Genomic DNA, 20,320 nt, shown 5'->3' on the forward strand with positions numbered 1-20,320 from the left:
GTTCTCAAACAACACCACCACACCGCTCCCCGGACAGTCACCGACCACCGGATCACGAGGGACTCACACTCTTCGCCACCCATTTCGGGGCAACTTCTCCAGCCTAGCCACACAGACCCACCAAGTCAAAACCGGGGTCCGCACAACCATCTGAAAACCGCCACCTACCTCGGCCCGGGCCTCTCGGTCCGGGCTCGCTCTCGGCGACTTCCAATAAGTTACGCAGACGTGAACCCAAACGCAAATCGCCAGGTCAACGGGAGAAATGCGAGACGGCGCCGGTGTGTACCGGCGCCGTCTCCCCCTACCCCCCCGGATCAGTGGATCCGGACCCCGGCCAGGTTCTTCTTGCCGCGCCGGAGGACCAGCCAGGCCCCGTGCAGGAGGTCGCTCGTCGCGGGCGCCCACTCGACATCGTCGACGCGCTGGTTGTTGACGTACGCGCCGCCCTCACCGACGGCACGTCGCGCCGCACCCTTGCTCTCGCACAGACCGGACGCGACCAACAGATCGACGATCGTCCTCGGCCCGTCGGATCCCAGCTCGACCGCGCCGGCGTCCTCGAGCGCGGCACGGAGGGTCCGCTCGTCGAGCTCGGTCAACTCTCCGCGTCCGAACAGTGCCTGGGACGCCGCCTGCACCGATTCCGTGGCCGCCACCCCGTGCACCATCGTGGTCATCTCCTCGGCCAGGCGCTTCTGCGCCGCCCGCAGGTGCGGCTTCTCCCGGGTGAGTGCGTCCAACTCGTCGATCTCCTCCCGGCCCAGGAACGAGAACCACCGCAGGTAGCGGACCACGTCGGCATCTGAGGTGTTGAGGAAGTACTGGTACCAGGTGTAAGCGCTGGTCAGGGCCGGGTCGAGCCAGAGGCTCCCACCGCCCGTCGACTTGCCGAACTTCTTCCCGTCGGACGAGGTGACCAGGGGAACCGTCATCGCGTGCACCGATTCCCCGTCCATCCGGCGGTTCAGATCGACGCCACCGACGATGTTCCCCCACTGATCGGAGCCGCCGATCTGCAGCGTGCACCCCATGGTGCGACGCAGCTGCACGAAATCGTTGGCCTGCAGGAGCATGTAGGAGAACTCGGTGTACGAGATCCCGTCACCGTCCAAACGACGCTTGACCGTGTCACGCCCGAGCATGGTGTTGAGCGAGAAGTGCTTGCCGACGTCGCGGAGGAACTGGATGGCGGTCAGGTGACCGGTCCACTGCATGTTGTTGACCACCCGGGCGCCCACGGGCCCCTCGGTGAGGTCCACGAAGAGCTCGAGCTGACCGGTGATGCGCTCGGCCCACTCGGCCACGGTGTCTGCGGTGTTCATGGTGCGCTCCCCGACCTCGCGGGGGTCGCCGATCATCCCTGTCGCTCCCCCGGCCAGCACGATCGGCCGGTGCCCGGCCAGCTGGAACCGCCGCAGGGTGAGAAGCGGGATCAGGTGACCTGCGTGCAGGCTCGGACCGGTGGGATCGAAGCCGCAGTACAACGACACGGTGCCCTCGTCGAGATGGGCACGGAGCGCGTCGAGGTCGGTCGACTGCGCGATGAGCCCCCGCCACTGCAGGTCTTCGAGGATGTTGGAAGTCACGTGTGCCATTGTTCCCCATCGACGCGGTGGGCTACCACGGGGCGGGGTCCGCCACCCTCGGCGCGCGTGGACTGCGCCGGTAGGCGGAGACCTCCCGGGCGCCCGCCAGCCAGAACCGCCAGGGTCGTTCCGCCTCACGGGAGACACCCACCCGGGGGCCGGACCGGATCTGCGACTCGGGTACCGGATCGGGACGGAAGGTGACCGACGACGTCGGGTCGAGGACATCCGTTCCCCGGTGGGAGAGATCGATGCCCAACACCTTGCCGAGATTCCCCGGCCCGCGGGCCGCGTGTTCCACGGGTATCCCCGGCCGGCGGTCGTCCACCACCCGGTGTCCGCCCTCCACCCGGGCGGCGCGCAGCAGTACCCCGCCGCCCTCGCCCACGGGGCGGCAGGTGATGTTGACGCACCGGTGGATCCCGTGGCTGAGGTAGACGTACAGGTGACCGGCGTCGCCGAACATCACCTCGTTTCGCGGGGTCGGACCCGGCCAGGTGTGCGCGGCGGGATCCGGATGGGCTGAGTCGACCGGTCCGCCGTAGGCCTCCACCTCGACCACCCGGACCGAGACGGAGTCATGGGTCAGGACACCCCCGAGCAGTGCGCGCGCGGCCCCGGCCGGGTCCGCTTCGCGGAGCAGCGTGCGGAACGGGTCCGCCCCGGCGTACCGCCGGGTCACTCCTGTGGAGCTCCGCCCGCGGCGGCGAGCAGGTCCGCGTGCTCGGCGTCATCCACCTGACGTGACTCCTCCACCAGTAGGACCGGGATACCGTCATCGATCCGGTACGCGCGGCGGAGGCGCGGGTTGTAGAGCGTGTCGTCGCCCGCCAGGAGGAGCGGGCCCTTGTCCTCGGGGCAGGCGAGGATCTCCAGCAGACGGGCATCGATGACGGACATGGCGCTCACCCTACCCAGTGGGCGAGCTCGTCACGGATCTCTCCCAGCCGCCGCCGTTGTTCGGCCACGGCGGTGCCGGCGGTGCCGCCGCGTGCGCTCCGTGACGCGATCGATCCCGTCACGGTGAGCACGTCGCGGACGTCGGGCGTCAGCGCCGGGTCGACGGTCGCCAACTCGTCGTCGGTCAACTCCTCCAGCCCGACGCCGCGGGACTCGGCCACCCGCACGCACTCCCCGGCCGCCTCGTGGGCGACGCGGAACGGCACGCCCTGACGGACCATCCACTCCGCGATGTCGGTGGCCAACGTGTATCCGGCCGGGGCGAGCGCGGCGAGACGCTCCGGGTGGAACGTCAGGGTCGAGACCATGCCGGCCATCGCCGGGAGGAGCAGGTAGAGCTGGGCGACAGAGTCGAAGACCGGCTCCTTGTCCTCCTGCAGGTCCCGGTTGTAGGCCAACGGCTGGGCCTTGAGGGTGGCGAGCAGCCCGGTCAGGTTGCCGATCAACCGACCCGTCTTGCCGCGCATCAGCTCCGCGACGTCCGGGTTCTTCTTCTGCGGCATGATCGAACTACCGGTCGACCACTCGTCCGCCAGGGTCACGTACCCGAACTCCGGGGTCGACCAGGCGATCACCTCCTCCGCCAGACGGGAGAGATCGACAGCAATCTGCGCGAGGACGTAGGCCGCCTCGGCCGCGAAGTCCCGCGAGCTCGTCGCGTCGATCGAGTTGTCCGCCGCGCGGTCGAAGCCGAGCTCCGCCGCGATCGCGTCCGGGTCCAGTCCGAGGGACGACCCGGCCAGAGCGCCCGAACCGTACGGAGACACCGCGAGACGGCGGTCCAGGTCGCGGATCCGATCGACGTCCCGCAGCAACGGCTGCGCGTGCGCCAGGAGCTGGTGCGAGAGCAGGATCGGCTGGGCCGCCTGGAAGTGCGTCTTGCCCGGCATCACGGTCTCGGGGTGCTCGTCCGCCTGCGCCACGAGCGCGTCGACCACGTCGAGCACACCCCCGGCAACCTCACGCACCGCGTCACGCAACCACATCCGGAACAGCGTGGCGACCTGGTCGTTGCGGGACCGGCCGGCACGGAGGCGCCCACCCACCTCGACACCCACCCGGTCGATCAGACCGCGTTCGAGGGCCCCGTGCACGTCCTCGTCCGTTTCTGCCGGGCCGAACGCGCCGGAATCCACGTCCGCGGCGAGGCGGTCCAGACCGTCCAGCATCGCGTCGAGGTCCGCACCGGAGAGCAACCCCGCGCGGTGCAGGACCCTGGCGTGGGCCTTGGAGGCCCTGATGTCGTACGGGGCCAGCTCCCAGTCGAAGTGCGTGGACTTGCTCAGTGCGGCCATCGCCTCGGCGGGCCCGCCCGCGAAGCGGCCACCCCACAGTGCTCCGGCGTTGGTGCCGTGCCGGTCGTCCTGCCGGTCGGCGTCGCTCACAGCCCGAGGTCCCGCTTGGCGGCGATCTTGGAACTCAGACCGTGGAGGTTCACGAAGCCCTTGGCGTAGCTCTGGTCGAACGAGTCCCCCTCGTCATAGGTCGCGAGGTTGAAGTCGTAGAGCGAGGAGTCGGAACGACGACCGTTGACGACGATGGAACCACCGTGCAGGACCATCCGGATGTCCCCGGAGACGTGCTGCTGGGTGTTGTCGATGAAGGCATCGAGGGCGTACTTCAGCGGGGAGAACCACAGGCCGTCATAGACCGCGTTCGACCACTGGTCGGAGACCCCGGACTTGTACCGCGCCAGCTCACGCTCGAGGGTGACGTCCTCGAGCGCCTTGTGCGCGGTGATGAGGATCATCGCGCCCGGCGCCTCGTACACCTCGCGGCTCTTGATACCGACGAGCCGGTCCTCGACCATGTCCAGCCGCCCCACGCCCTGGGCCCCGCCCCGGCGGTTGAGCTCCACGATGGCCTCGAGCACGGAGACCTTGCGCCCGTCGATCGCCACCGGGATGCCCTCCGAGAAGGTGACGGTGACCTCGTCGGGAGCGGCGAAGTTGAGGGTCGGGTCCTCGGTGTAGTCGTAGACGTCCTTCGTGGGGGCGTTCCACAGGTCCTCGAGGAAACCGGTCTCCACCGCGCGGCCCCAGACGTTCTGGTCGATCGAGAACGGGGACTTCTTGGTCACGTTGATGGGGATCTCGTTCTGCTCCGCGAACTCGATGGCCTTCTCACGCGTCCAGGCGTAGTCGCGGACCGGGGCGATCACCTCGAGGTCCGGGGCGAGCGCACCGAAGCCCACCTCGAAGCGGACCTGGTCGTTCCCCTTGCCGGTGCAGCCGTGCGCGACGGAGGTACCGCCGTGCATCTTGGCCGCCGTGACCAGGTGCTTGACGATCAGCGGGCGGGAGATCGCCGAGACCAGCGGGTACTCCCGCATGTACATCCCGTTGGCCTTGATCGTGGGGGCGCAGTACTCGTCGGCGAACTCGTCGCGGGCGTCCACGACGATCGACTCGACGGCGCCGCAATCCAGTGCGCGCTGCCGGATGACCTCCATGTCCTCACCGCCCTGACCCAGGTCGATGGCGACGGCGACGACCTCGGCTCCGGTCTCCTTGCCGATCCAGCTGATGGCGACAGAGGTGTCGAGGCCGCCGGAGTAGGCGAGGACTACGCGATCGGACATGGTGTGCTCCTTGATGGTTCGGATCTCTAAGGTCTGGGGTCGGGTCGTGGATGTCAGAGTGGGCGTCGGGCGAGGGAGGCGAGCCGGTCCGCGAGCTCGGCGCCTCCGACGGGTTCACGGGCCATCACGAATATGGTGTCATCCCCGGCGATGGTCCCCACCACGTCGTCGAGGTTGGCGCGGTCCAGGGCGCTCGCCAGGAAGTTCGCGGCGCCGGGCGGGGTCCTCAGGACCGCGATGTTGCCACTGTGGTCCGCCGAGACCAGCAGGTCGCCGAGCAGCCTGCCGAGCCTGTCCGTGCCCCCGGGGATCCCCGGGGCCCGGCTGCCGTCCTCCGGGATGATGTAACGGCCCGCGCCTCCGTCGGCGGCCCGGAGCTTGACGGCCCCGAGCTCGTCGAGATCCCGGCTCAGGGTGGCCACCGCGACCGCGATGCCCTCCTCGGCCAGGGCCTCCGCCAGTTCGGTCTGGCTCCGGACGGGTCGGCGCTGGAGGATCTCGGCGATCCGGGCGTGCCTGGCGGTCCTGCTGACCGTCCCCACCGTCATCACGACCGCTCCATGAGCCACACGAGCAGCGCCTTCTGCGCGTGGAGTCGGTTCTCGGCCTCGTCGAACACGCGGCTGCGGGGGCCGTCGATGACCTCGGCCGCGATCTCCTTGCCGCGGTAGGCGGGAAGGCAGTGCAGGACGATCACGTCGTCGGACGCCCTGTCGACGGACTCCTGGCCCAACTGGTAACCGGCCAGGTCGCGGAGCCGGTCGGTCGCCGAGTCCTCCATCCCCATCGACACCCAGGTGTCCGTGATGAGGACGTCCGCCCCGGCCACCGCCGTGTCGACGTCAGTCGTGATCCTCACGGAGCCGCCGGTCCCCGCCGCCACGCGCTCGGCGTCCGACACCACCTGCCCCGTTGGTTGGTATCCCTCCGGCGCGGCGATGGTGATGTGCATTCCCGCGGTCGCGAACCCGAGAAGATACGAGTGCCCCATGTTGTTCGCACCGTCGCCGAGATACACCGCGCGCAGGCCGGCGGTGCGACCGAAGTTCTCGCGGATGGTGAGCAGGTCCGCGAGGATCTGGCACGGGTGGAACTCGTCGGTCAGGGCGTTGACGACGGGCACGTCCGAGTGCGCGGCGAGCTCGGCGAGCCCGTCCTGCGAGTAGGTGCGCCAGACGATCGCCTCGACGTAGCGCGACATCACCCTCGCCGTGTCGGAGAGGGTCTCACCCTTGCCCATCTGGGTGGATCCGGAGTCCACGACGATGGCGTTCCCACCGAGTTGGGCGATCCCCGCGTCGAACGAGAACCGGGTCCGCGTGGAGGTCTTGTCGAAGATCACGGCGACCGACCGCGGCCCTTCGAGCGGGCGGGCCGAGAACGGGGCGGCCTTGAGCCGCATCGCCAGATCGAGGACCTCGGCCTGCTCCGCGGGGCTGAGGTCGTCGTCCCTCAGGAAGTGCCGCACCGACGACGATGCGGCGGTCATGAGGTGGCCTCCTTCGGGGTGGCGGCGTCGAGGATGCCTGGGAGCCCGGCGACGAACCGGGCGACCTGCTCCTCGGTCAGCACGAGCGGCGGGGCGAGTCGGACCACGTCCGCGGTGGTGGCACCGACGAGGTACCCGGCCTCCCGGGCCGCCCCCTCCACCGCCTTGGCGAGCGGGGCGGTGAGCACGACGCCCAGCAGCAGTCCCCTCCCCCGCACGTGGTCGACCAGCGGGTGATCCAGGCACTCGATCTCCGCGGCGATGATCTTCCCGAGTCGGTCGACGTGCGCGATCAGGTCCTCGGACTCGATCGTGTCGAGGACGGCCAGGGCGGCCGCGCACGCGACGGGGTTACCGCCGAACGTGGTCCCGTGCTGGCCCGCGGTGAGCAGCTCGCCGGCCGCACCGACCGCCAGGCAGGCGCCGATCGGCAGCCCGCCGCCCAGGCCCTTGGCCAGGGTGATCACGTCGGGGACCACGCCGGCCCGCCGCGTGGCGAACATCGCCCCGGTACGACCGATCCCGGTCTGGACCTCGTCGACGATCATGAGGATCCCGTGCTCGCTGCACAACGATCGCACGTCGGCCAGGAAGCCCTCGGGGGGTTCGACGACCCCTCCCTCGCCCTGGATCGGCTCGACGATCACGGCGGCCGTGTCCCCGGGAGCCTGCTCGACGAGAGCGGTGAGCGCGGCGGTGTCGCCGTAGGGGAAGAACTCGACCCCTGCGGGCATCGGTTCGAACGGCTCGCGTTTGGCGGGTTGACCCGTCATCGCGAGAGCGCCCATGGTCCTGCCGTGGAAACCGTTCTCCGCCGCGAGGATCCGCGACCGCCCCGTCCGACGGGCGATCTTGAACGCGGCCTCGTTGGCCTCCGCGCCCGAGTTGCAGAAGAAGGCGCGGACGGGCTCGTCCACCGACAGCAGTGACTCGAGGCGCTCGGCCAGCGCCACCACCGTCGGGTGGATGTAGAGGTTGGACACGTGGCCGAGCTCGGCGACCTGGCGACTGACCGCGTCGACGACCGCCGGATGCGCGTGACCGAGTGAGTTGACCGCGATCCCGCCGAGCAGGTCCACGTACTCGCGGCCGTCCGAGGCGGTGACGGTGACGCCCCGGCCCGAGACGAGCTCGAGCGGCGGGGTGCCGTAGTTGCGCATGAGCGCGCTGTCCCACCGTGCGGTGAGGGACATGGTGTCGGTCCCGGTCATCTCGCTCCTCCTGCCGGCGTGCGGATCTCGTGGTCACCCTCGGTGACCATGGTGCCGATGCCGCCCTCGGTGAGAACCTCGAGCAGCACGGAGTGTTCGACGCGCCCGTCGATGACGTGGGCCGCCCGCACCCCGCCCTGCACCGCGCGCAGGCACGCCTCCATCTTGGGGACCATGCCGCTCTCGAGAGACGGCAACACCCGCTCGAGGGGACCGGTCCCGAGGTGCGTGACCAGCGAGGACCGGTCCGGCCAATCGGTGTACAACCCCTCGACGTCGGTGAGGACGACGAGCTTCTCGGCGCCGAGCGCGGTGGCCAGTGCGCCGGCGGCGGAATCGGCGTTGATGTTGTGGACCGTGCCGTCGGCATCCGGGGCGATGGTGGACACGACGGGGATCCGGCCGGCCTCGATGAGGTCCAGGACGGCACGGGGGTCGACCGACTCGACGTCGCCGACCAGTCCTATGTCGGTCGGTTCGCCGTTCACCATCGCCGTCCGTCGGACCGCGGTGAACAGGCCCGCGTCCTCTCCGGAGATCCCGACCGCGTACGGGCCGTGCGCGTTGATGAGCCCCACCAGTTCTCGGCCGACCTGGCCGAACAGCACCATGCGGACGATGTCCATGACCTCGGGGGTGGTCACACGGAATCCCCCGCGGAACTCGCCCTCCATCCCCAGGCGGCCGAGCATCGACGTGATCTGGGGGCCGCCCCCGTGGACCACCACCGGCTTGAGGCCACAGGTCCGGAGGAACACCATGTCGGCCGCGAACGCCGCCTTGAGCTGGTCGTCGATCATCGCGTTGCCGCCGTACTTGACCACGACGATCTTGTGGTGGAACTTCTGCAGCCACGGCAGCGCCTCGGCGAGGACGTGGGCACGGACGAACGGCGTCAATTCGGTCGACCCGTCGTTCATCTCGGTGGTCATGTCAGTCCTCTTTCGGGCTGGTCGGGAACGGTCAGGGTGAGACGGACGCCGGCACCGCCGCGGTGGCGGAACCGGAACTCCACCCCGTCCGCCGTGGGTGCGGGTTCCGGCCACGGGGTGTGATCGGTGTCCGGTCGGAAGACGAGCACCTCGATCGGTCCGACCTCGGAACCCGACCGGGAGCCGACGATCCGGGCGACGTCCTCGGCGACGGAGTGCGTGAAGGTGAAGTCCTCTCCGGGGACTCCGGCACCCGGGCCGTCGAGCAGGACGACCGCGCGGATCGACGGGACCTCGGCGCTCAGTGTGCTCCACCGCAACTCCGCGGCGTCGGTTCCCTCGCCCTCGACCTCCAACACGGCCGTCGCGCCCGCGGGAGCCACCCAGAACACCGCGTCGTTGCGCACCGGATCGGACCACGATTCGAGACCGTGGGTGCGGCCTCCGGACACCGCGCCGGACAGGATGCCCGCACTCACGGGGCGAGGCCGACCGTGCTGAGTCCTGCCGTCTCGGGCAGTCCGAGTGCCAGATTCATGGACTGGATCGCCCCACCGGCGGTGCCCTTGGCGAGGTTGTCGATCGCCGCGGTGAACACCGCGCGCCCCGCCCGCTCGTCCACCTCGATGCCGAGCTGCACCGCGTTGGACCCGAGCACCGAGGCGGTCATCGGCTGCACACCCTCGGGGAGCACGTGGACGAAGGGTTCGTGGTCGAACGCCTCCGCGTACACCCGCCGCAACTCCCCCGCCGTCGCCGTGGTCGGGGCGACCGCGGTGGTGAGGATGCCCCGGGCCATCGGGGCCAGGACCGGGGTGAAGCTCACCGACACCGGCGCCGCGGTGACCGCCCGCAGGTTCTGGGTGATCTCGGGCGCATGGCGGTGGGTCGTGACGCCGTACGCCTTTGCCGAGCCCATGACCTCCGAGGCGAGCATCGGGACCTTGGCGGACTTCCCCGCGCCCGAGGCACCGGTGACCGAGACGATCGTGACCCCTGACGCGTCGACCAGTCCGGCCGCCACCGCCGGGAACAGCGCGATGCTCGCCCCTGTGGGGAAGCACCCGGGCACCGCGATGCGGCGGGTCGAACGCAGCGCCTCACGCGCGCCGGGGAGTTCGGGCAGACCGTACGGCCAGGTGCCGGCGTGCGCGGACCCGTAGTAGGCCTCCCAGTCCGAGGCGTCGGACAGCCGGAAGTCCGCACCCAGGTCGACGACGAGGACGTCCGGTCCCAGCTGCTCGGCGATCTCCGAGGAGTGCCCGTGCGGCAGTCCCAGGACCACGACGTCGTGCCCGGCCAGGGTGTCCGCACTGGTCTCGACCAGGACGCGCTCCGCGAGCGGCAGGAGATGGGGATGGTGCTCGACCAGCGGCTGCCCGGCGTTGGACCCCGCGGCGAGGGTTCCGATCTCCATCTCGCCCGACTCCAGCGCGGGGTGCCCGAGGAGCAGGCGGAGGAACTCCCCTCCCGCGTAACCCGACGCACCTGCGACCGCTACCTTGATTGCCATGCGCACAAGTATGCATCAGCTTGCAATCTTTTGCACACCGACGTGCCGGCCGCGACGATCCCGGGCCGGTCAGGCTCCGAGTTGACGCCGTCCCCCGCCGAAGCGGCTCTGTCCGAGATCCACTGATCCGCCCACGCGACGCCCCTCCTCGATCCCCGAGGAACCCACCCTCCGCCGTGCACCACGGACCGCCGAGGGGAAGCGGCGCCGTAGTTCGGAATCCGCGCGCTGGGCGTCCGACCTCAGGACGAGTCCCGCCCCGACCGCGTCCCCGCTCCCGGCGACGGCTCCGCGTTCGGCCGCGGCCAGTCGGCGTACCACCTCGAAGGCGAAGCCGGTCATGAACGACTTCCGGTGCGTGACCGGCGAGACGCCGGGAGCCGGCCGCTGGTGCGCTGCCGCCGCGAGCATGACCCCCGTGAGCGCGCCGGCGAGCATCCCCACCCGCTCGACGTGCCGACGCACCCCCACGATGTGGACGACCCTCGCGCCGTCACCGCGGGTGGAGGTGACGGCCCGGCAGTGCATCGCGGCGGCCAGCGATGCCACCAGTCCCACCTGGTCCGGCTGGTATCTCCCGGCGACCACGTGATCGAACACGGTCACTTCCGCGGGTCGCGCATCGGGCCCCGATCTCGCCAGAGCCTCGTCGACGCCGTACTTCGCGAGCAACCCGTAGGCCCGTTCGAGGAACACCTCGGCCTCCGGCGTTCCGGCGACGCTCTCGGCCTTGGCGAACAGTTTGCGGACCCGGTCGAGCGCCTTCGCGGCGGAGGACCCGGCGGAGGCGGTGTGCGTGGTGGACATGGGCTACTCCCGGTGGTCTCGGCTGTGTGGTGAGCCGAATATTCGCACAGGTGTACGACAGAGGGGCGGGTCCCGGGCGATCAGTGGTGGAGGAACCAGGTGTGGTCGAGCGGCCCGGCCCCCCGGCCCACCTCGAGATCGAGCCCGCCCCGGAGGGCGCCGTCCATCCACGGACGGACCCGCCGGTACGCGGCCTCCCAGTCATCGGCCGCCACCCGGGCAGTGGCCAGGGCGGAGGACAGCGAGCACCCGGTCCCGTGGGTGTGCGGCGTGTCCACGCGGACGAACGGGAGTCGCAGGGTCGTGCGCCACCCGCCCGCCGAGCGGACGAGGACGTCCTCGGCACTGCCGTCCTCGAGATCGCCGGTCGTGGCGAGCACCGAGCACCCGGTCTGCTCGTGGACGAGTTCGGCCTGCTCCACGATCATCTCGATGCTGCCCGCGGTGGATTCCCCGCACAGGACACCGAGTTCCGGGACGTTGGGGGTGACCAGATCGACGAGCGGGACCAGGTCGCGGAGCATGCGGGAGGCGTCGTCGCTGGCGAGCCTGCCCCCGGTGGTGGCGACCATCACCGGGTCGAGGACGACGTTCGGGGGTCTCCGGCGACGCAGCCAGTCCCCCACCGCCTCGACGAGGGAGGCCTCGCCGAGCATGCCGATCTTGACGGCGTCGATCCGCACGTCGTCCGCCACCGCGTCGAGTTGGGCGACCACGGTCTCGACGGGTACCGCGTGTACGCCGCTGACCCCGAGGGTGTTCTGGATGGTGACCGCGGTGACGGCCCCCATCGCGTACCCGCCCATCGCGGCGACGGACTTGACGTCCGCGAGCAGGCCCGCGCCGCCGGACGGGTCGGTACCGGCGATGCACAGGACCCTCGGGACCCCGGTCGGCTCAGCCACGGAGCGTCGCCCCCACCGCCGCCTGCGCGGCCTCCACCGCCGCCGTGCGCCACCGGGTCGCCTCGTCCTCGGTGAGCGTCCGGTCGTCCGCCCGGAAGCTCAGGGCGTACGCCAGGGACTTGCGACCCTCACCGAGCTGGGTGCCGGTGTAGACGTCGAACAGTCGCACGCTCTCCAGGAGATCCCCGCCGCCCGAGCGCAGGGCCGCCTCGACCGAGGACGCCGGCACGGAGGACTCCACCACGAGCGCGACGTCCTGGTTGACGGCCGGGTAGGCCGAGATCGACGGCGCGGGCAGGACCTCACGGGCCCCGATCGCCGTGAGGTCGAGCTCGACCGCGCAGGACCGGGCGGGGAGGCCGAGCCGTTCGCACGCGGCCGGGTGCAGCTCTCCGGCGTGGCCGACCACGGTGCCGTCGACCAGGACCTCCACGCACCGGCCCGGATGCCACGGTGCGTACTCGGCCGCACGGACCTCGACCTCGGCCCCGAGCGCACGGGCGACGATCCGGGCCGCCTCGACCGCGTCGAGGGCGTCGGCGTCACGGCCCGGCGCGGCATGACCCGCCGGTTCGCGCCTGCCGGTGTAGAGGGCGGCCACGTGCAGGGGCTGCTCCGGCAGCGAGGCCGTCAGCGAGTCCCTCTCCTGCGGCGTCGGCTCGCGGTCGACGGGCAGCATCCCGACCGCCCCGGTGGTGGGGGTGCGGAAGGAGACCTGCGCGACCGAGAACAGCGACAGGTCGCGGGTGCCGCGGGTGAGATTGCGCCGGGCGATCTCCACCAGCGACGGCAGGAGCGTGGTGGCGAGATGCCCCTTCTCGCTCTCCAGGGGGTTGACCACGGACATCGTCCTGCGCCGCTCGTCGTCGTCGTCCAGTCCCATGGCGTCGAACACCGACGGATCACAGAACGGCGAGGTGAGAACCTCGACGTGCCCGGCCGCCGCCAGGGCGTGGCCGACCGCACGACGCCCGCGCTGGAACGCGGTCAGCCCGCGGCCGGCCGGCGCCGTCGGCAGCACCGACGGGATGTTCTCCAACCCCTCGAGGCGGAGGACCTCCTCCACCAGGTCCGCGGGCAGCGTGAGGTCCGGTCGCCAGGTCGGCGGGGTGACCGCGAGCAGCACCTCGTCGTCCCCGGTGACCGTGCACCCGACCTGCTCCAGGCGGTGGCGCGCGGTGCCGGTCGGGTAGTCCACGCCGGCGACGCGGGAGGGCCTGCCCTCATCGAACGCGATGGTCGGCATGACGGGGGCGGAACCGATGTCGGTGAGCGAGGCCTCGACCGTGCCGCCGGTGATCCCGGCGAGCAGAGTCGCCGCCCGGTCCAGTGCGGCGATCGTGGCCGCGGCGTCGACACCACGCTCGTACCGCTTGCCCGCCTCACTGGGGAGCTTGTGACGGCGGATCGTCCGGAACACCGCGAGGGTGTCCCACACGGCGGCCTCGAGGAGGACGTCCGCGGTCTGCCCGGACACCTCCGTGCTCGCGCCGCCCATGACACCCGCCAGTGAGATCGGCCCGCGGTCGTCGCAGATCACCACGTCCTCGGGGTCCAGCGTCCGCTCGACGTCGTCGAGGGTCGTGAGCACCTCCCCGGACCGCGCCCGGCGGACGACGAGACCGCCCTCGAGCGTCGCGGCATCGAACGCGTGCATCGGGTGCCCGAGCTCGAGCATGACGTAGTTGGTCACGTCGACCGCCGGCGAGATCGGGCGCACGCCCGACAGCAGCAGCCGCCTGGCCATCCACCACGGTGTCCGCGCGGTGGGGTCCACTCCGGTGACCCGGCGCAGGGCGAACCGGCGGGCGCCGGACTCCTCCGTCACCTCGAGCGGCCAGGTCTCGCCCTCGGACCCGAGGCCCTGTTCGACGGCGGGATCGGCGAAGTCCAGGCCGAATCCGCACGCGAGTTCGCGGGCCAGGCCGCGCGCCGACAGGCAGTACCCGCGGTCCGGGGTGACGTTGAGCTCGATGACGGTGTCGGGTCCCGCCGCCCCGGCGTCGAGGACCGGCCCGGCCGGGTCGCCGGGCTCCGCCGTGTTCTCGGCCAGGACGATGATGCCGCTGTGGTCGGATCCGATCCCCAGCTCGGACGCCGAGCAGATCATGCCCTCGCTGGGCTTGCCGTACGTCTTCCGCCTGCCGATCTCGAACCCACCGGGAAGAACGGTTCCGGGCAGCGCGACTACCACCAGGTCGCCCGCCTCGAAGTTCCGCGCCCCGCAGACGATCTGCTGCGGTTCGCCGGCACCCACGTCGACCAGGCAGAAGCGGATGGGTTTCTTGAACCCCTCGAGCTCCTCGATACTGCTGACCCGACCGATCGTGAGCGGTCCCGAGATCTCGGGCAACTGCTCCGGCTCGCCCTCGACCTCGAGGCCGACGCGCACGAACCCCGCGTCGAGCTCGGCCGGGGTCACCGACCAACCGTCGTTGGCCCGCTGCAGGATCTCGGTCAGCCAGGACTGCGCAATTCGCACTGTGGGGGTCCTTGTTCTTCTCGGGTGGAAGGGGCGGTGGGTCAGGCGCGGATGCCGAAGGGCAGCGAGAACCGCACGTCCCCCTCGACCATGTCCCGCATGTCGGACAGTCCGTTGCGGAACTGCAGGGTGCGCTCGAGGCCCATGCCGAACGCGAACCCCGAGTAGACCTCCGGGTCGATGCCGCAGGCGGTCAGCACGTTGGGGTGGACCATCCCGCACCCGCCCCACTCGACCCAGCCCGCGCCGCCCTTCTTCCGCGGGAACCACACGTCGACCTCGGCAGAGGGCTCCGTGAACGGGAAGTAGTTGGGCCGCATCCGGGTACGGGTCTCCGGTCCGAAGAGCGCGCGGGCGAAGGCGTCGAGCGCACCGCGCAGGTGCGCCATGGTCAGCCCCTTGTCGATCGCCAACCCCTCCACCTGGTGGAACACCGGGGTGTGGGTGGCGTCGAGCTCGTCCGTGCGGAACGTCCGTCCGGGGCAGGCCACGTAGATCGGCGGCTCCCGATCGAGCATCGTCCGGATCTGCACGGGCGAGGTGTGGGTGCGCAGCACCTGGCGGCTGCCCTCGGGAGCGATGTGGAAGGTGTCCTGCAGGGTGCGCGCGGGGTGGTCCGGGAGGAAGTTCAGGGCGTCGAAGTTGTAGTGCTCCGCCTCGACCTCCGGGCCCTCGGTGATCTCCCAGCCCATCGCCACGAACACGTCCGCGACCTGCTCGGTGATGATCGTGATGGGGTGCTGGGCGCCCACCGGAGCCCGACCCGACGGCACGGTCAGGTCCAGGGTCTCGGCCACGAGGACGGCGGCGTCACGCTCCGCCTGCAGCTCGGCGAGGCGGGCGTCATAGGCCTGCTGGACCCTGCCCCGCGCCACGTTGACGGCCTTTCCGGCGGAGGCCTTCTGCTCCTTGGGCAGCGACCCGAGGGTCCGGCGTCCCAGCGCGATCGGGCTGCGGTCGCCCAGGTGGGCGGTCTTGGCGGCGGCCAGGGCGTCCAGGTCCGTGGCGGCGGCGAACGCCGCCTCGGCCTCCGCCGCGTACCCGGCCAGCGACTCCTCGTCGATCCGCACCTCGACAGCGCTCGTGTCTTCGCTCACCTGTGCTCTCGTCCTCCCCGTCACGGCGATCTCCGGCGACCGCCGGCGGCATCCCGCAACAGACTAGTCGATCGGGATCGGACCCCCCGGCCCACCTGCGCGTACCCCCTCGCCGCGAGGGGTCACCCGCTAACGCACCTCGTGAACGGCCCCGGAGTCCACCACGAGCTCGCGGGTCCCCCGGAAACCCTGGCGCATCCGCCGGTCGTGGGTCACCAGCAGGACCGTGCCGTCGAAGGCCTCCACGGCCTGCTCGAGCTGCTCGATCGCGGGTAGGTCCAGGTGGTTGGTGGGCTCGTCCAGCACGAGCAGGTTGACGCCGCGCTGCTGGAGCAGGGCCAGCGCCGCCCTGGTCCGCTCCCCCGGGGACAGGGACGCGCACGACCGGGCGACGTGCTCGCCGCCCAGTCCGAACTTGGCCAGCACCGTCCGACCCTCGGTGGGGTCCAGACCCGCCGGGTCCGCGGCCACGCAGAACGTGTCCAGCAGGGGCCCCGGGCCACCGAACTCCGCGCGGGCCTGGTCGACGCGACCCGCCGCGACGCCGGCTCCCGTGCTCACCCGCCCGGTGTCCGGGAGCCGATCTCCCGCGAGCAGGCCCAGCAGCGTGGATTTGCCGGACCCGTTGGCGCCGGAGATCAGCACCCGGTCCCCCGAGTCGATCTGCAGGGTCACCGGACCGAGCGCGAAGTCACCGCGGCGGACGACGGCGTCGGACAACACCGCCACGACCGACCCCGACCGGGGCGCGGTCGCGATCTCCATCTGCAGCTGCCACTCCTTGCGCGGTTCGGCCACCACGTCGAGCCGCTCCATCGCACGCTCGGTCTGGTAGATCTTGGCGGCCTGCTTCTCCGACCGCTGGCCGGCCCGGTTGCGGATGTGCTTGTCCTTCTCGGCATCCTTGCCGCCCGACTTGCGCATGGTGTTGCGGACGCCCTTGTCGAGCCACGTCTTCTGGGTCTGCATGCGGTCCTTGAGCTGACCGACCCGGCCCGCGTACTCCTCGTATGCCTCGCGCGCCCGCTGCCGCGCCAGCGCGCGCTCGGCGAGATACGACTCGTATCCTCCGTCGAACACCGTGATCTGCCGCTGGGCCGAGTCGAGCTCGACGATCCCGGTCACACACCTGGCCAGGAACTCACGGTCGTGACTGACCACCACCATCGGACGCCGCTCGGTCCGCATGAAGTCCTCCAACACCGCGAGCCCCGCCAGGTCGAGGTCGTTGGTCGGCTCGTCCAACAGCAGGATCTCGTACTGGCTGAGCAGCACGGCGGCGAGGGTGACACGGGCGGCCTGGCCGCCCGAGAGCGCCGACATCGGCAGACCCAGAACGGCGACGTCCAATCCGAGCCGGGCGGCGGTCACCGGGATCCGCTCGTCCAGGTCTCCACCGCCGAGGGCCAACCATCGCTCGAGGGCGTCGCCGTAGGCGTCGGCGGCCGAGTCCGAGTCCGCCATCTGCAGCGCGAGTGCGTCCATGTGCTCCTGCGCGTCGGCGACCCCGGTGGCGCGGTGAAGGAAGTCGCGCACCTCCTCGTCGTCGTGGCGCTCCACCTCCTGACGGAGGAACCCCACCGTCGCGTGCGGTGGGCTGACGGTGACCGTCCCCGACATCTCGGCGTCGGGCGCGCCGGCGAGGGCGTGGAGCAGAGTCGATTTGCCGGCGCCGTTGGGTCCGGTGAGCCCCCAGACGTCACCCTCGGCGACGACGAGGTCGAGACCGGCGAACAGGGTCCGCGCACCTCGTGAGGCTCCCAGGCCGCGGGCGGTGAGGGTGGCGGTCACGAGGCGGCGGCCTGCAGGCGCGCGCTGGTGTGGAGGCAGATCGAGGCCGCGGTGACGATGTTCAGGCTCTCGGCCCGCCCGCGGAGGGGGATGCGCACGCGGACGTCGGCAGCGTCGGCCAGCGCGTCGGGGACGCCGTGCGCCTCGTTTCCGAAGACCCACGCGGTCGGCCGGGACAGCACGTCGTCGGCGTGTTCGATGTCCACCTCACCGTCGCCGGTGGCCACCGCGACCTGGAGGCCCAGCCGGTGGGCGCGGTCGACCAGGTCCGTCTCGGCGATCCCGCGCACCACGGGGAGATGGAAGAGGCTGCCGGCGGAGGCGCGGACCGCCTTGGTGTTCTCCGGATCCACCGCGCCCCCGGTGAGCCACACGGCGTCGGCGCCGAGTGCGTCCGAGACGCGGATGAGGGTGCCGACGTTCCCCGGTTCGGCCAGCGCCTGGCCCACCGCGACGAGGCGCACAGACCCCTCGTCCGGGTCCCCGGGGCCGCGGACGACCGACCGGCACAGCGCCACGATGCCCGTGGGCGAGACGGTGTCCGACAGCGCCCTGATCGCACGGTCGGTCACCACGGAGACGGTGACCCCGGATGCCGATGCGGTGGTCACGAGGGTGGCGAACCGGTCGAGCGAGTCCGGGCCGCAGAACACCTCGATCGCCGCCCCGGTCGTCAGGGCCGACTCGACCGAGTTGGCCCCCTCCGCGAGGAAGCGCCCGGCCTTGCGTCGGGCGGCCGCGCGGTGGAGCTTGGATGCGGAAACGACCCGCGGTGTCCGTTCGGTGAACGGATCCGCGGGTCGTCCGGTGCCCTCCCCGGGCAGGGTGCTGTGCGTCACATTCGCAGACGTCAGGCAGCCGGCGCGTTGACGTCGGCCGGCAGGGCCTTGCGCGCGACCTCGATGAGCGCCGTGAAGGCGGCCGGGTCGGTGACGGCCAGGTCGGCGAGCACCTTGCGGTCCACCTCGACGCCCGCGAGCTTGAGGCCCTGGACGAAGCGGTTGTAGGTCATGTCGTTGGCGCGGGCCGCCGCGTTGATGCGGGTGATCCACAGCTTCCGGAAGTCGCCCTTGCGCGCGCGACGGTCACGGTAGCTGTAGGTCATCGAGTGGAGCATCTGCTCCTTGGCCTTGCGGTACAGCCGCGAACGCTGCCCGCGGTAGCCCTTGGTGGACTCGAGTACGGTCCTACGCTTCTTCTGGGCGTTGACTGCCCTCTTCACGCGTGCCACTGGTCAATCCTCACTGATCTGGGTGGTCACCTCACGGCGACCGGAAGTACTACGTATGGGAGAGGGCTCAGAGCCCGAGGAGCCGCTTGATGCGGGGGACGTCGGCCGGGGCGACGTCCGTGCGACCGTCGAGACGACGGGTGCGCTTGGTGGGCTTCTTCTCCATGATGTGGCGGCGGTTGGCCTGCTGGCGCACGAGCTTGCCCGTCCCGGTCTTCCGGAAACGCTTGGCGGTGCCCTTGTGGGTCTTCATCTTCGGCATGATCGGTCTTCCTCACATGGTTCGTCCCGGAGACCGGCGGGGTCTCGGGTGAGCGGACGACGTGCGTCCGGTGGTCGGTGTGGTGCCGGAGTCCTACTCCGAGGCGGGGTCGGTGACCTTCGACTCCTGCGCCTTGACCCGGGTCTTGGCGCCCTTGTGGGGGGCGACGACCATGGTCATGTTGCGGCCGTCCTGCTTGGCACTGGTCTCGACGTATCCGTATTCGGTGATGTCGTCCGCCAGGCGCTGGAGCAGCCGGTACCCGAGCTCGGGGCGGGACTGCTCGCGACCGCGGAACATGATCGTCACCTTGACCTTGGAGCCCTTCTCGAGGAAACGGACGACGTTCCCCTTCTTGGTCTCGTAGTCATGGGTGTCGATCTTGGGCCGGAGCTTCTGCTCCTTGACCACGGTCTGCTGCTGGTTCTTCCGCGACTCGCGCTCTTTCTGCGCCGCCTCGTACTTGAACTTTCCGTAGTCCATGATCTTGCAGACCGGCGGGCGCGCGGTGGGCGCGACCTCGACGAGGTCCAGATCGGCCTCCAGGGCCAGACGAAGTGCATCCTCGACGCGAACGATCCCCACCTGCTCGCCCCCGGGGCCGACGAGTCGGACTTCGGGGACACGGATTCGTTCGTTGATACGTGCTTCGGCGCTGATGGGCCCTCCTCGGTAGATGGTGCTCTGTCCGCGACCGCTCGCGCGGTCGCGCATCCGCCCTCGAGGTACCCACGGCACCACCGGACACACCGGCGATACCGAGAAGGCCCCACGGCACGGATACCGGGGGCCTCTCACTCCTCACCCGTCGACGAGACGTCTCCGCGATACGCTCGCAGACCCCTCGTCGGGGGTGGTGACCATCAAACAACCCAGGGCGTCGGATGGTGGGAGATCGGGCTCCTCTTGGACGTCGGAACCCACCACGAAGCGGATTCCCACAGTCGGAGCAGAACTCTACCAGGATTCCCGGGGACCCCCAAACCGGTCCGACCGCCCGGAGTCGCCCGGCCCGTGGGACAGTGTTCGGCATGAACACCGACCACCCCGCGTCCACAGATCCCGCCGCCGACGCGACCGCAGAGAGTTCTCTCGAGGACCATCTCGACGCCCGCGAGGTCGAGATCGTCGAACTCGCCGACGTCCCCGCCCAGGAGATCATCTTCCGCTCGATCGTCGTGCTGATGAGCGCCGCGGCGGAGAAGCTGGGGCTGTCCGACGACGACCCGACCGCGAGCCCGCATCTCGACCTCGACGAATCGCGCAAGCTGATCACCTCGCTCGCCGGACTCGTGACCGGGTCCGCCGAGTACCTCGGGCCGCAGGCCAGCGTGGTGCGGGATGGACTCCAGGGGTTGCAGCGCGCGTTCCGCGAGGCCAGCGCGTTCCCCGACGAGCCCGGCGAGGGTCCTGGCGAGAAGTTCACCGGCCCCGTCTACTGACCCCCGACTGCCCGACGCCGGGGTACGC

Annotated in this window: 21 protein-coding genes; 1 reads left to right on the top strand and 20 read right to left on the bottom strand. The window is 70.7% G+C overall.

Annotated elements, in window-relative coordinates:
• Nucleotides 1–317: 317 nt before the first annotated feature.
• The 20 genes from tyrS to infC form a co-directional block, all read right to left on the bottom strand.
• Nucleotides 318–1,589 carry a tyrosine--tRNA ligase gene (tyrS, locus tag CEY15_RS02765; RefSeq protein WP_095717320.1) on the bottom strand — a complete coding sequence of 424 codons (1,272 nt, stop codon included), beginning with the start codon at nucleotides 1,587–1,589 and terminating at the stop codon, nucleotides 318–320.
• A 31-nt stretch (nucleotides 1,590–1,620) separates the two neighbouring features.
• On the bottom strand, nucleotides 1,621–2,271 hold the full coding sequence (locus tag CEY15_RS02770; RefSeq protein WP_095717200.1) for a DNA-3-methyladenine glycosylase: 651 nt from the start codon (nucleotides 2,269–2,271) through the stop codon (nucleotides 1,621–1,623).
• Nucleotides 2,268–2,489 (bottom strand): Trm112 family protein, encoded by a 222-nt coding sequence (locus CEY15_RS02775; RefSeq protein ID WP_095717201.1) that lies wholly within the window; start codon nucleotides 2,487–2,489, stop codon nucleotides 2,268–2,270. The genes CEY15_RS02770 and CEY15_RS02775 overlap by 4 nt, the downstream gene beginning before the upstream one ends.
• A gap of 5 nt (nucleotides 2,490–2,494) precedes the next feature.
• Complete coding sequence (gene argH, locus CEY15_RS02780; RefSeq protein ID WP_095717202.1) at nucleotides 2,495–3,934, bottom strand: argininosuccinate lyase; 1,440 nt, start codon at nucleotides 3,932–3,934, stop codon at nucleotides 2,495–2,497.
• Nucleotides 3,931–5,130 (bottom strand): argininosuccinate synthase, encoded by a 1,200-nt coding sequence (locus tag CEY15_RS02785; RefSeq protein WP_095717203.1) that lies wholly within the window; start codon nucleotides 5,128–5,130, stop codon nucleotides 3,931–3,933. Before CEY15_RS02785 ends, argH begins: the two co-directional genes overlap by 4 nt.
• A 53-nt stretch (nucleotides 5,131–5,183) precedes the next feature.
• On the bottom strand, nucleotides 5,184–5,678 hold the full coding sequence (locus CEY15_RS02790; protein WP_176474999.1) for an arginine repressor: 495 nt from the start codon (nucleotides 5,676–5,678) through the stop codon (nucleotides 5,184–5,186).
• Nucleotides 5,678–6,619 carry an ornithine carbamoyltransferase gene (gene argF / locus CEY15_RS02795; protein ID WP_095717205.1) on the bottom strand — a complete coding sequence of 314 codons (942 nt, stop codon included), beginning with the start codon at nucleotides 6,617–6,619 and terminating at the stop codon, nucleotides 5,678–5,680. Before argF ends, CEY15_RS02790 begins: the two co-directional genes overlap by 1 nt.
• Nucleotides 6,616–7,830 carry an acetylornithine transaminase gene (locus CEY15_RS02800; RefSeq protein ID WP_095717206.1) on the bottom strand — a complete coding sequence of 405 codons (1,215 nt, stop codon included), beginning with the start codon at nucleotides 7,828–7,830 and terminating at the stop codon, nucleotides 6,616–6,618. Before CEY15_RS02800 ends, argF begins: the two co-directional genes overlap by 4 nt.
• Nucleotides 7,827–8,762 carry an acetylglutamate kinase gene (gene argB / locus CEY15_RS02805; protein WP_095717207.1) on the bottom strand — a complete coding sequence of 312 codons (936 nt, stop codon included), beginning with the start codon at nucleotides 8,760–8,762 and terminating at the stop codon, nucleotides 7,827–7,829. The genes CEY15_RS02800 and argB overlap by 4 nt, the downstream gene beginning before the upstream one ends.
• On the bottom strand, nucleotides 8,759–9,241 hold the full coding sequence (locus CEY15_RS02810; RefSeq protein ID WP_095717208.1) for a hypothetical protein: 483 nt from the start codon (nucleotides 9,239–9,241) through the stop codon (nucleotides 8,759–8,761). The genes argB and CEY15_RS02810 overlap by 4 nt, the downstream gene beginning before the upstream one ends.
• Nucleotides 9,238–10,275 (bottom strand): N-acetyl-gamma-glutamyl-phosphate reductase, encoded by a 1,038-nt coding sequence (gene argC / locus CEY15_RS02815; RefSeq protein ID WP_095717209.1) that lies wholly within the window; start codon nucleotides 10,273–10,275, stop codon nucleotides 9,238–9,240. The genes CEY15_RS02810 and argC overlap by 4 nt, the downstream gene beginning before the upstream one ends.
• Nucleotides 10,276–10,344: 69 nt before the next feature.
• On the bottom strand, nucleotides 10,345–11,082 hold the full coding sequence (locus CEY15_RS02820) for a DUF2786 domain-containing protein (protein WP_095717210.1): 738 nt from the start codon (nucleotides 11,080–11,082) through the stop codon (nucleotides 10,345–10,347).
• An 80-nt stretch (nucleotides 11,083–11,162) separates the two neighbouring features.
• Nucleotides 11,163–11,987, bottom strand: coding sequence for a bifunctional hydroxymethylpyrimidine kinase/phosphomethylpyrimidine kinase (thiD, locus tag CEY15_RS02825; protein ID WP_095717211.1), 825 nt, complete (start codon nucleotides 11,985–11,987; stop codon nucleotides 11,163–11,165).
• Nucleotides 11,980–14,469, bottom strand: coding sequence for a phenylalanine--tRNA ligase subunit beta (gene pheT / locus CEY15_RS02830; RefSeq protein WP_095717212.1), 2,490 nt, complete (start codon nucleotides 14,467–14,469; stop codon nucleotides 11,980–11,982). The genes thiD and pheT overlap by 8 nt, the downstream gene beginning before the upstream one ends.
• A 41-nt stretch (nucleotides 14,470–14,510) precedes the next feature.
• Nucleotides 14,511–15,566, bottom strand: coding sequence for a phenylalanine--tRNA ligase subunit alpha (gene pheS, locus CEY15_RS02835; RefSeq protein WP_095717213.1), 1,056 nt, complete (start codon nucleotides 15,564–15,566; stop codon nucleotides 14,511–14,513).
• A gap of 129 nt (nucleotides 15,567–15,695) precedes the next feature.
• Nucleotides 15,696–17,357, bottom strand: a complete 1,662-nt coding sequence (locus CEY15_RS02840) for an ABC-F family ATP-binding cassette domain-containing protein (RefSeq protein ID WP_095717214.1) — start codon at nucleotides 17,355–17,357, stop codon at nucleotides 15,696–15,698.
• A complete protein-coding gene (locus tag CEY15_RS02845; protein ID WP_095717215.1) occupies nucleotides 17,354–18,196 on the bottom strand; it encodes a TrmH family RNA methyltransferase in 843 nt (280 codons plus the stop codon). The genes CEY15_RS02840 and CEY15_RS02845 overlap by 4 nt, the downstream gene beginning before the upstream one ends.
• Nucleotides 18,197–18,207: 11 nt before the next feature.
• On the bottom strand, nucleotides 18,208–18,588 hold the full coding sequence (gene rplT, locus CEY15_RS02850; RefSeq protein WP_095717216.1) for a 50S ribosomal protein L20: 381 nt from the start codon (nucleotides 18,586–18,588) through the stop codon (nucleotides 18,208–18,210).
• Between the two features lie 67 nt (nucleotides 18,589–18,655).
• Nucleotides 18,656–18,850 (bottom strand): 50S ribosomal protein L35, encoded by a 195-nt coding sequence (rpmI, locus tag CEY15_RS02855; protein WP_007630819.1) that lies wholly within the window; start codon nucleotides 18,848–18,850, stop codon nucleotides 18,656–18,658.
• A 93-nt stretch (nucleotides 18,851–18,943) separates the two neighbouring features.
• Nucleotides 18,944–19,564, bottom strand: coding sequence for a translation initiation factor IF-3 (gene infC, locus CEY15_RS02860; protein WP_095717217.1), 621 nt, complete (start codon nucleotides 19,562–19,564; stop codon nucleotides 18,944–18,946).
• A 317-nt stretch (nucleotides 19,565–19,881) separates the two neighbouring features.
• Here infC and CEY15_RS02865 point away from each other — a divergent pair, with 317 nt between their 5' ends.
• The gene (locus CEY15_RS02865) at nucleotides 19,882–20,292 is read left to right on the top strand and encodes a DUF1844 domain-containing protein (protein WP_095717218.1); all 411 of its coding nucleotides are present in this window, start codon (nucleotides 19,882–19,884) and stop codon (nucleotides 20,290–20,292) included.
• Nucleotides 20,293–20,320 lie beyond the last annotated feature (28 nt).

It is taken from the genome of Dietzia natronolimnaea (genome assembly GCF_002289575.1).
Classification (GTDB): Bacteria; Actinomycetota; Actinomycetes; order Mycobacteriales; family Mycobacteriaceae; genus Dietzia; species Dietzia natronolimnaea_A.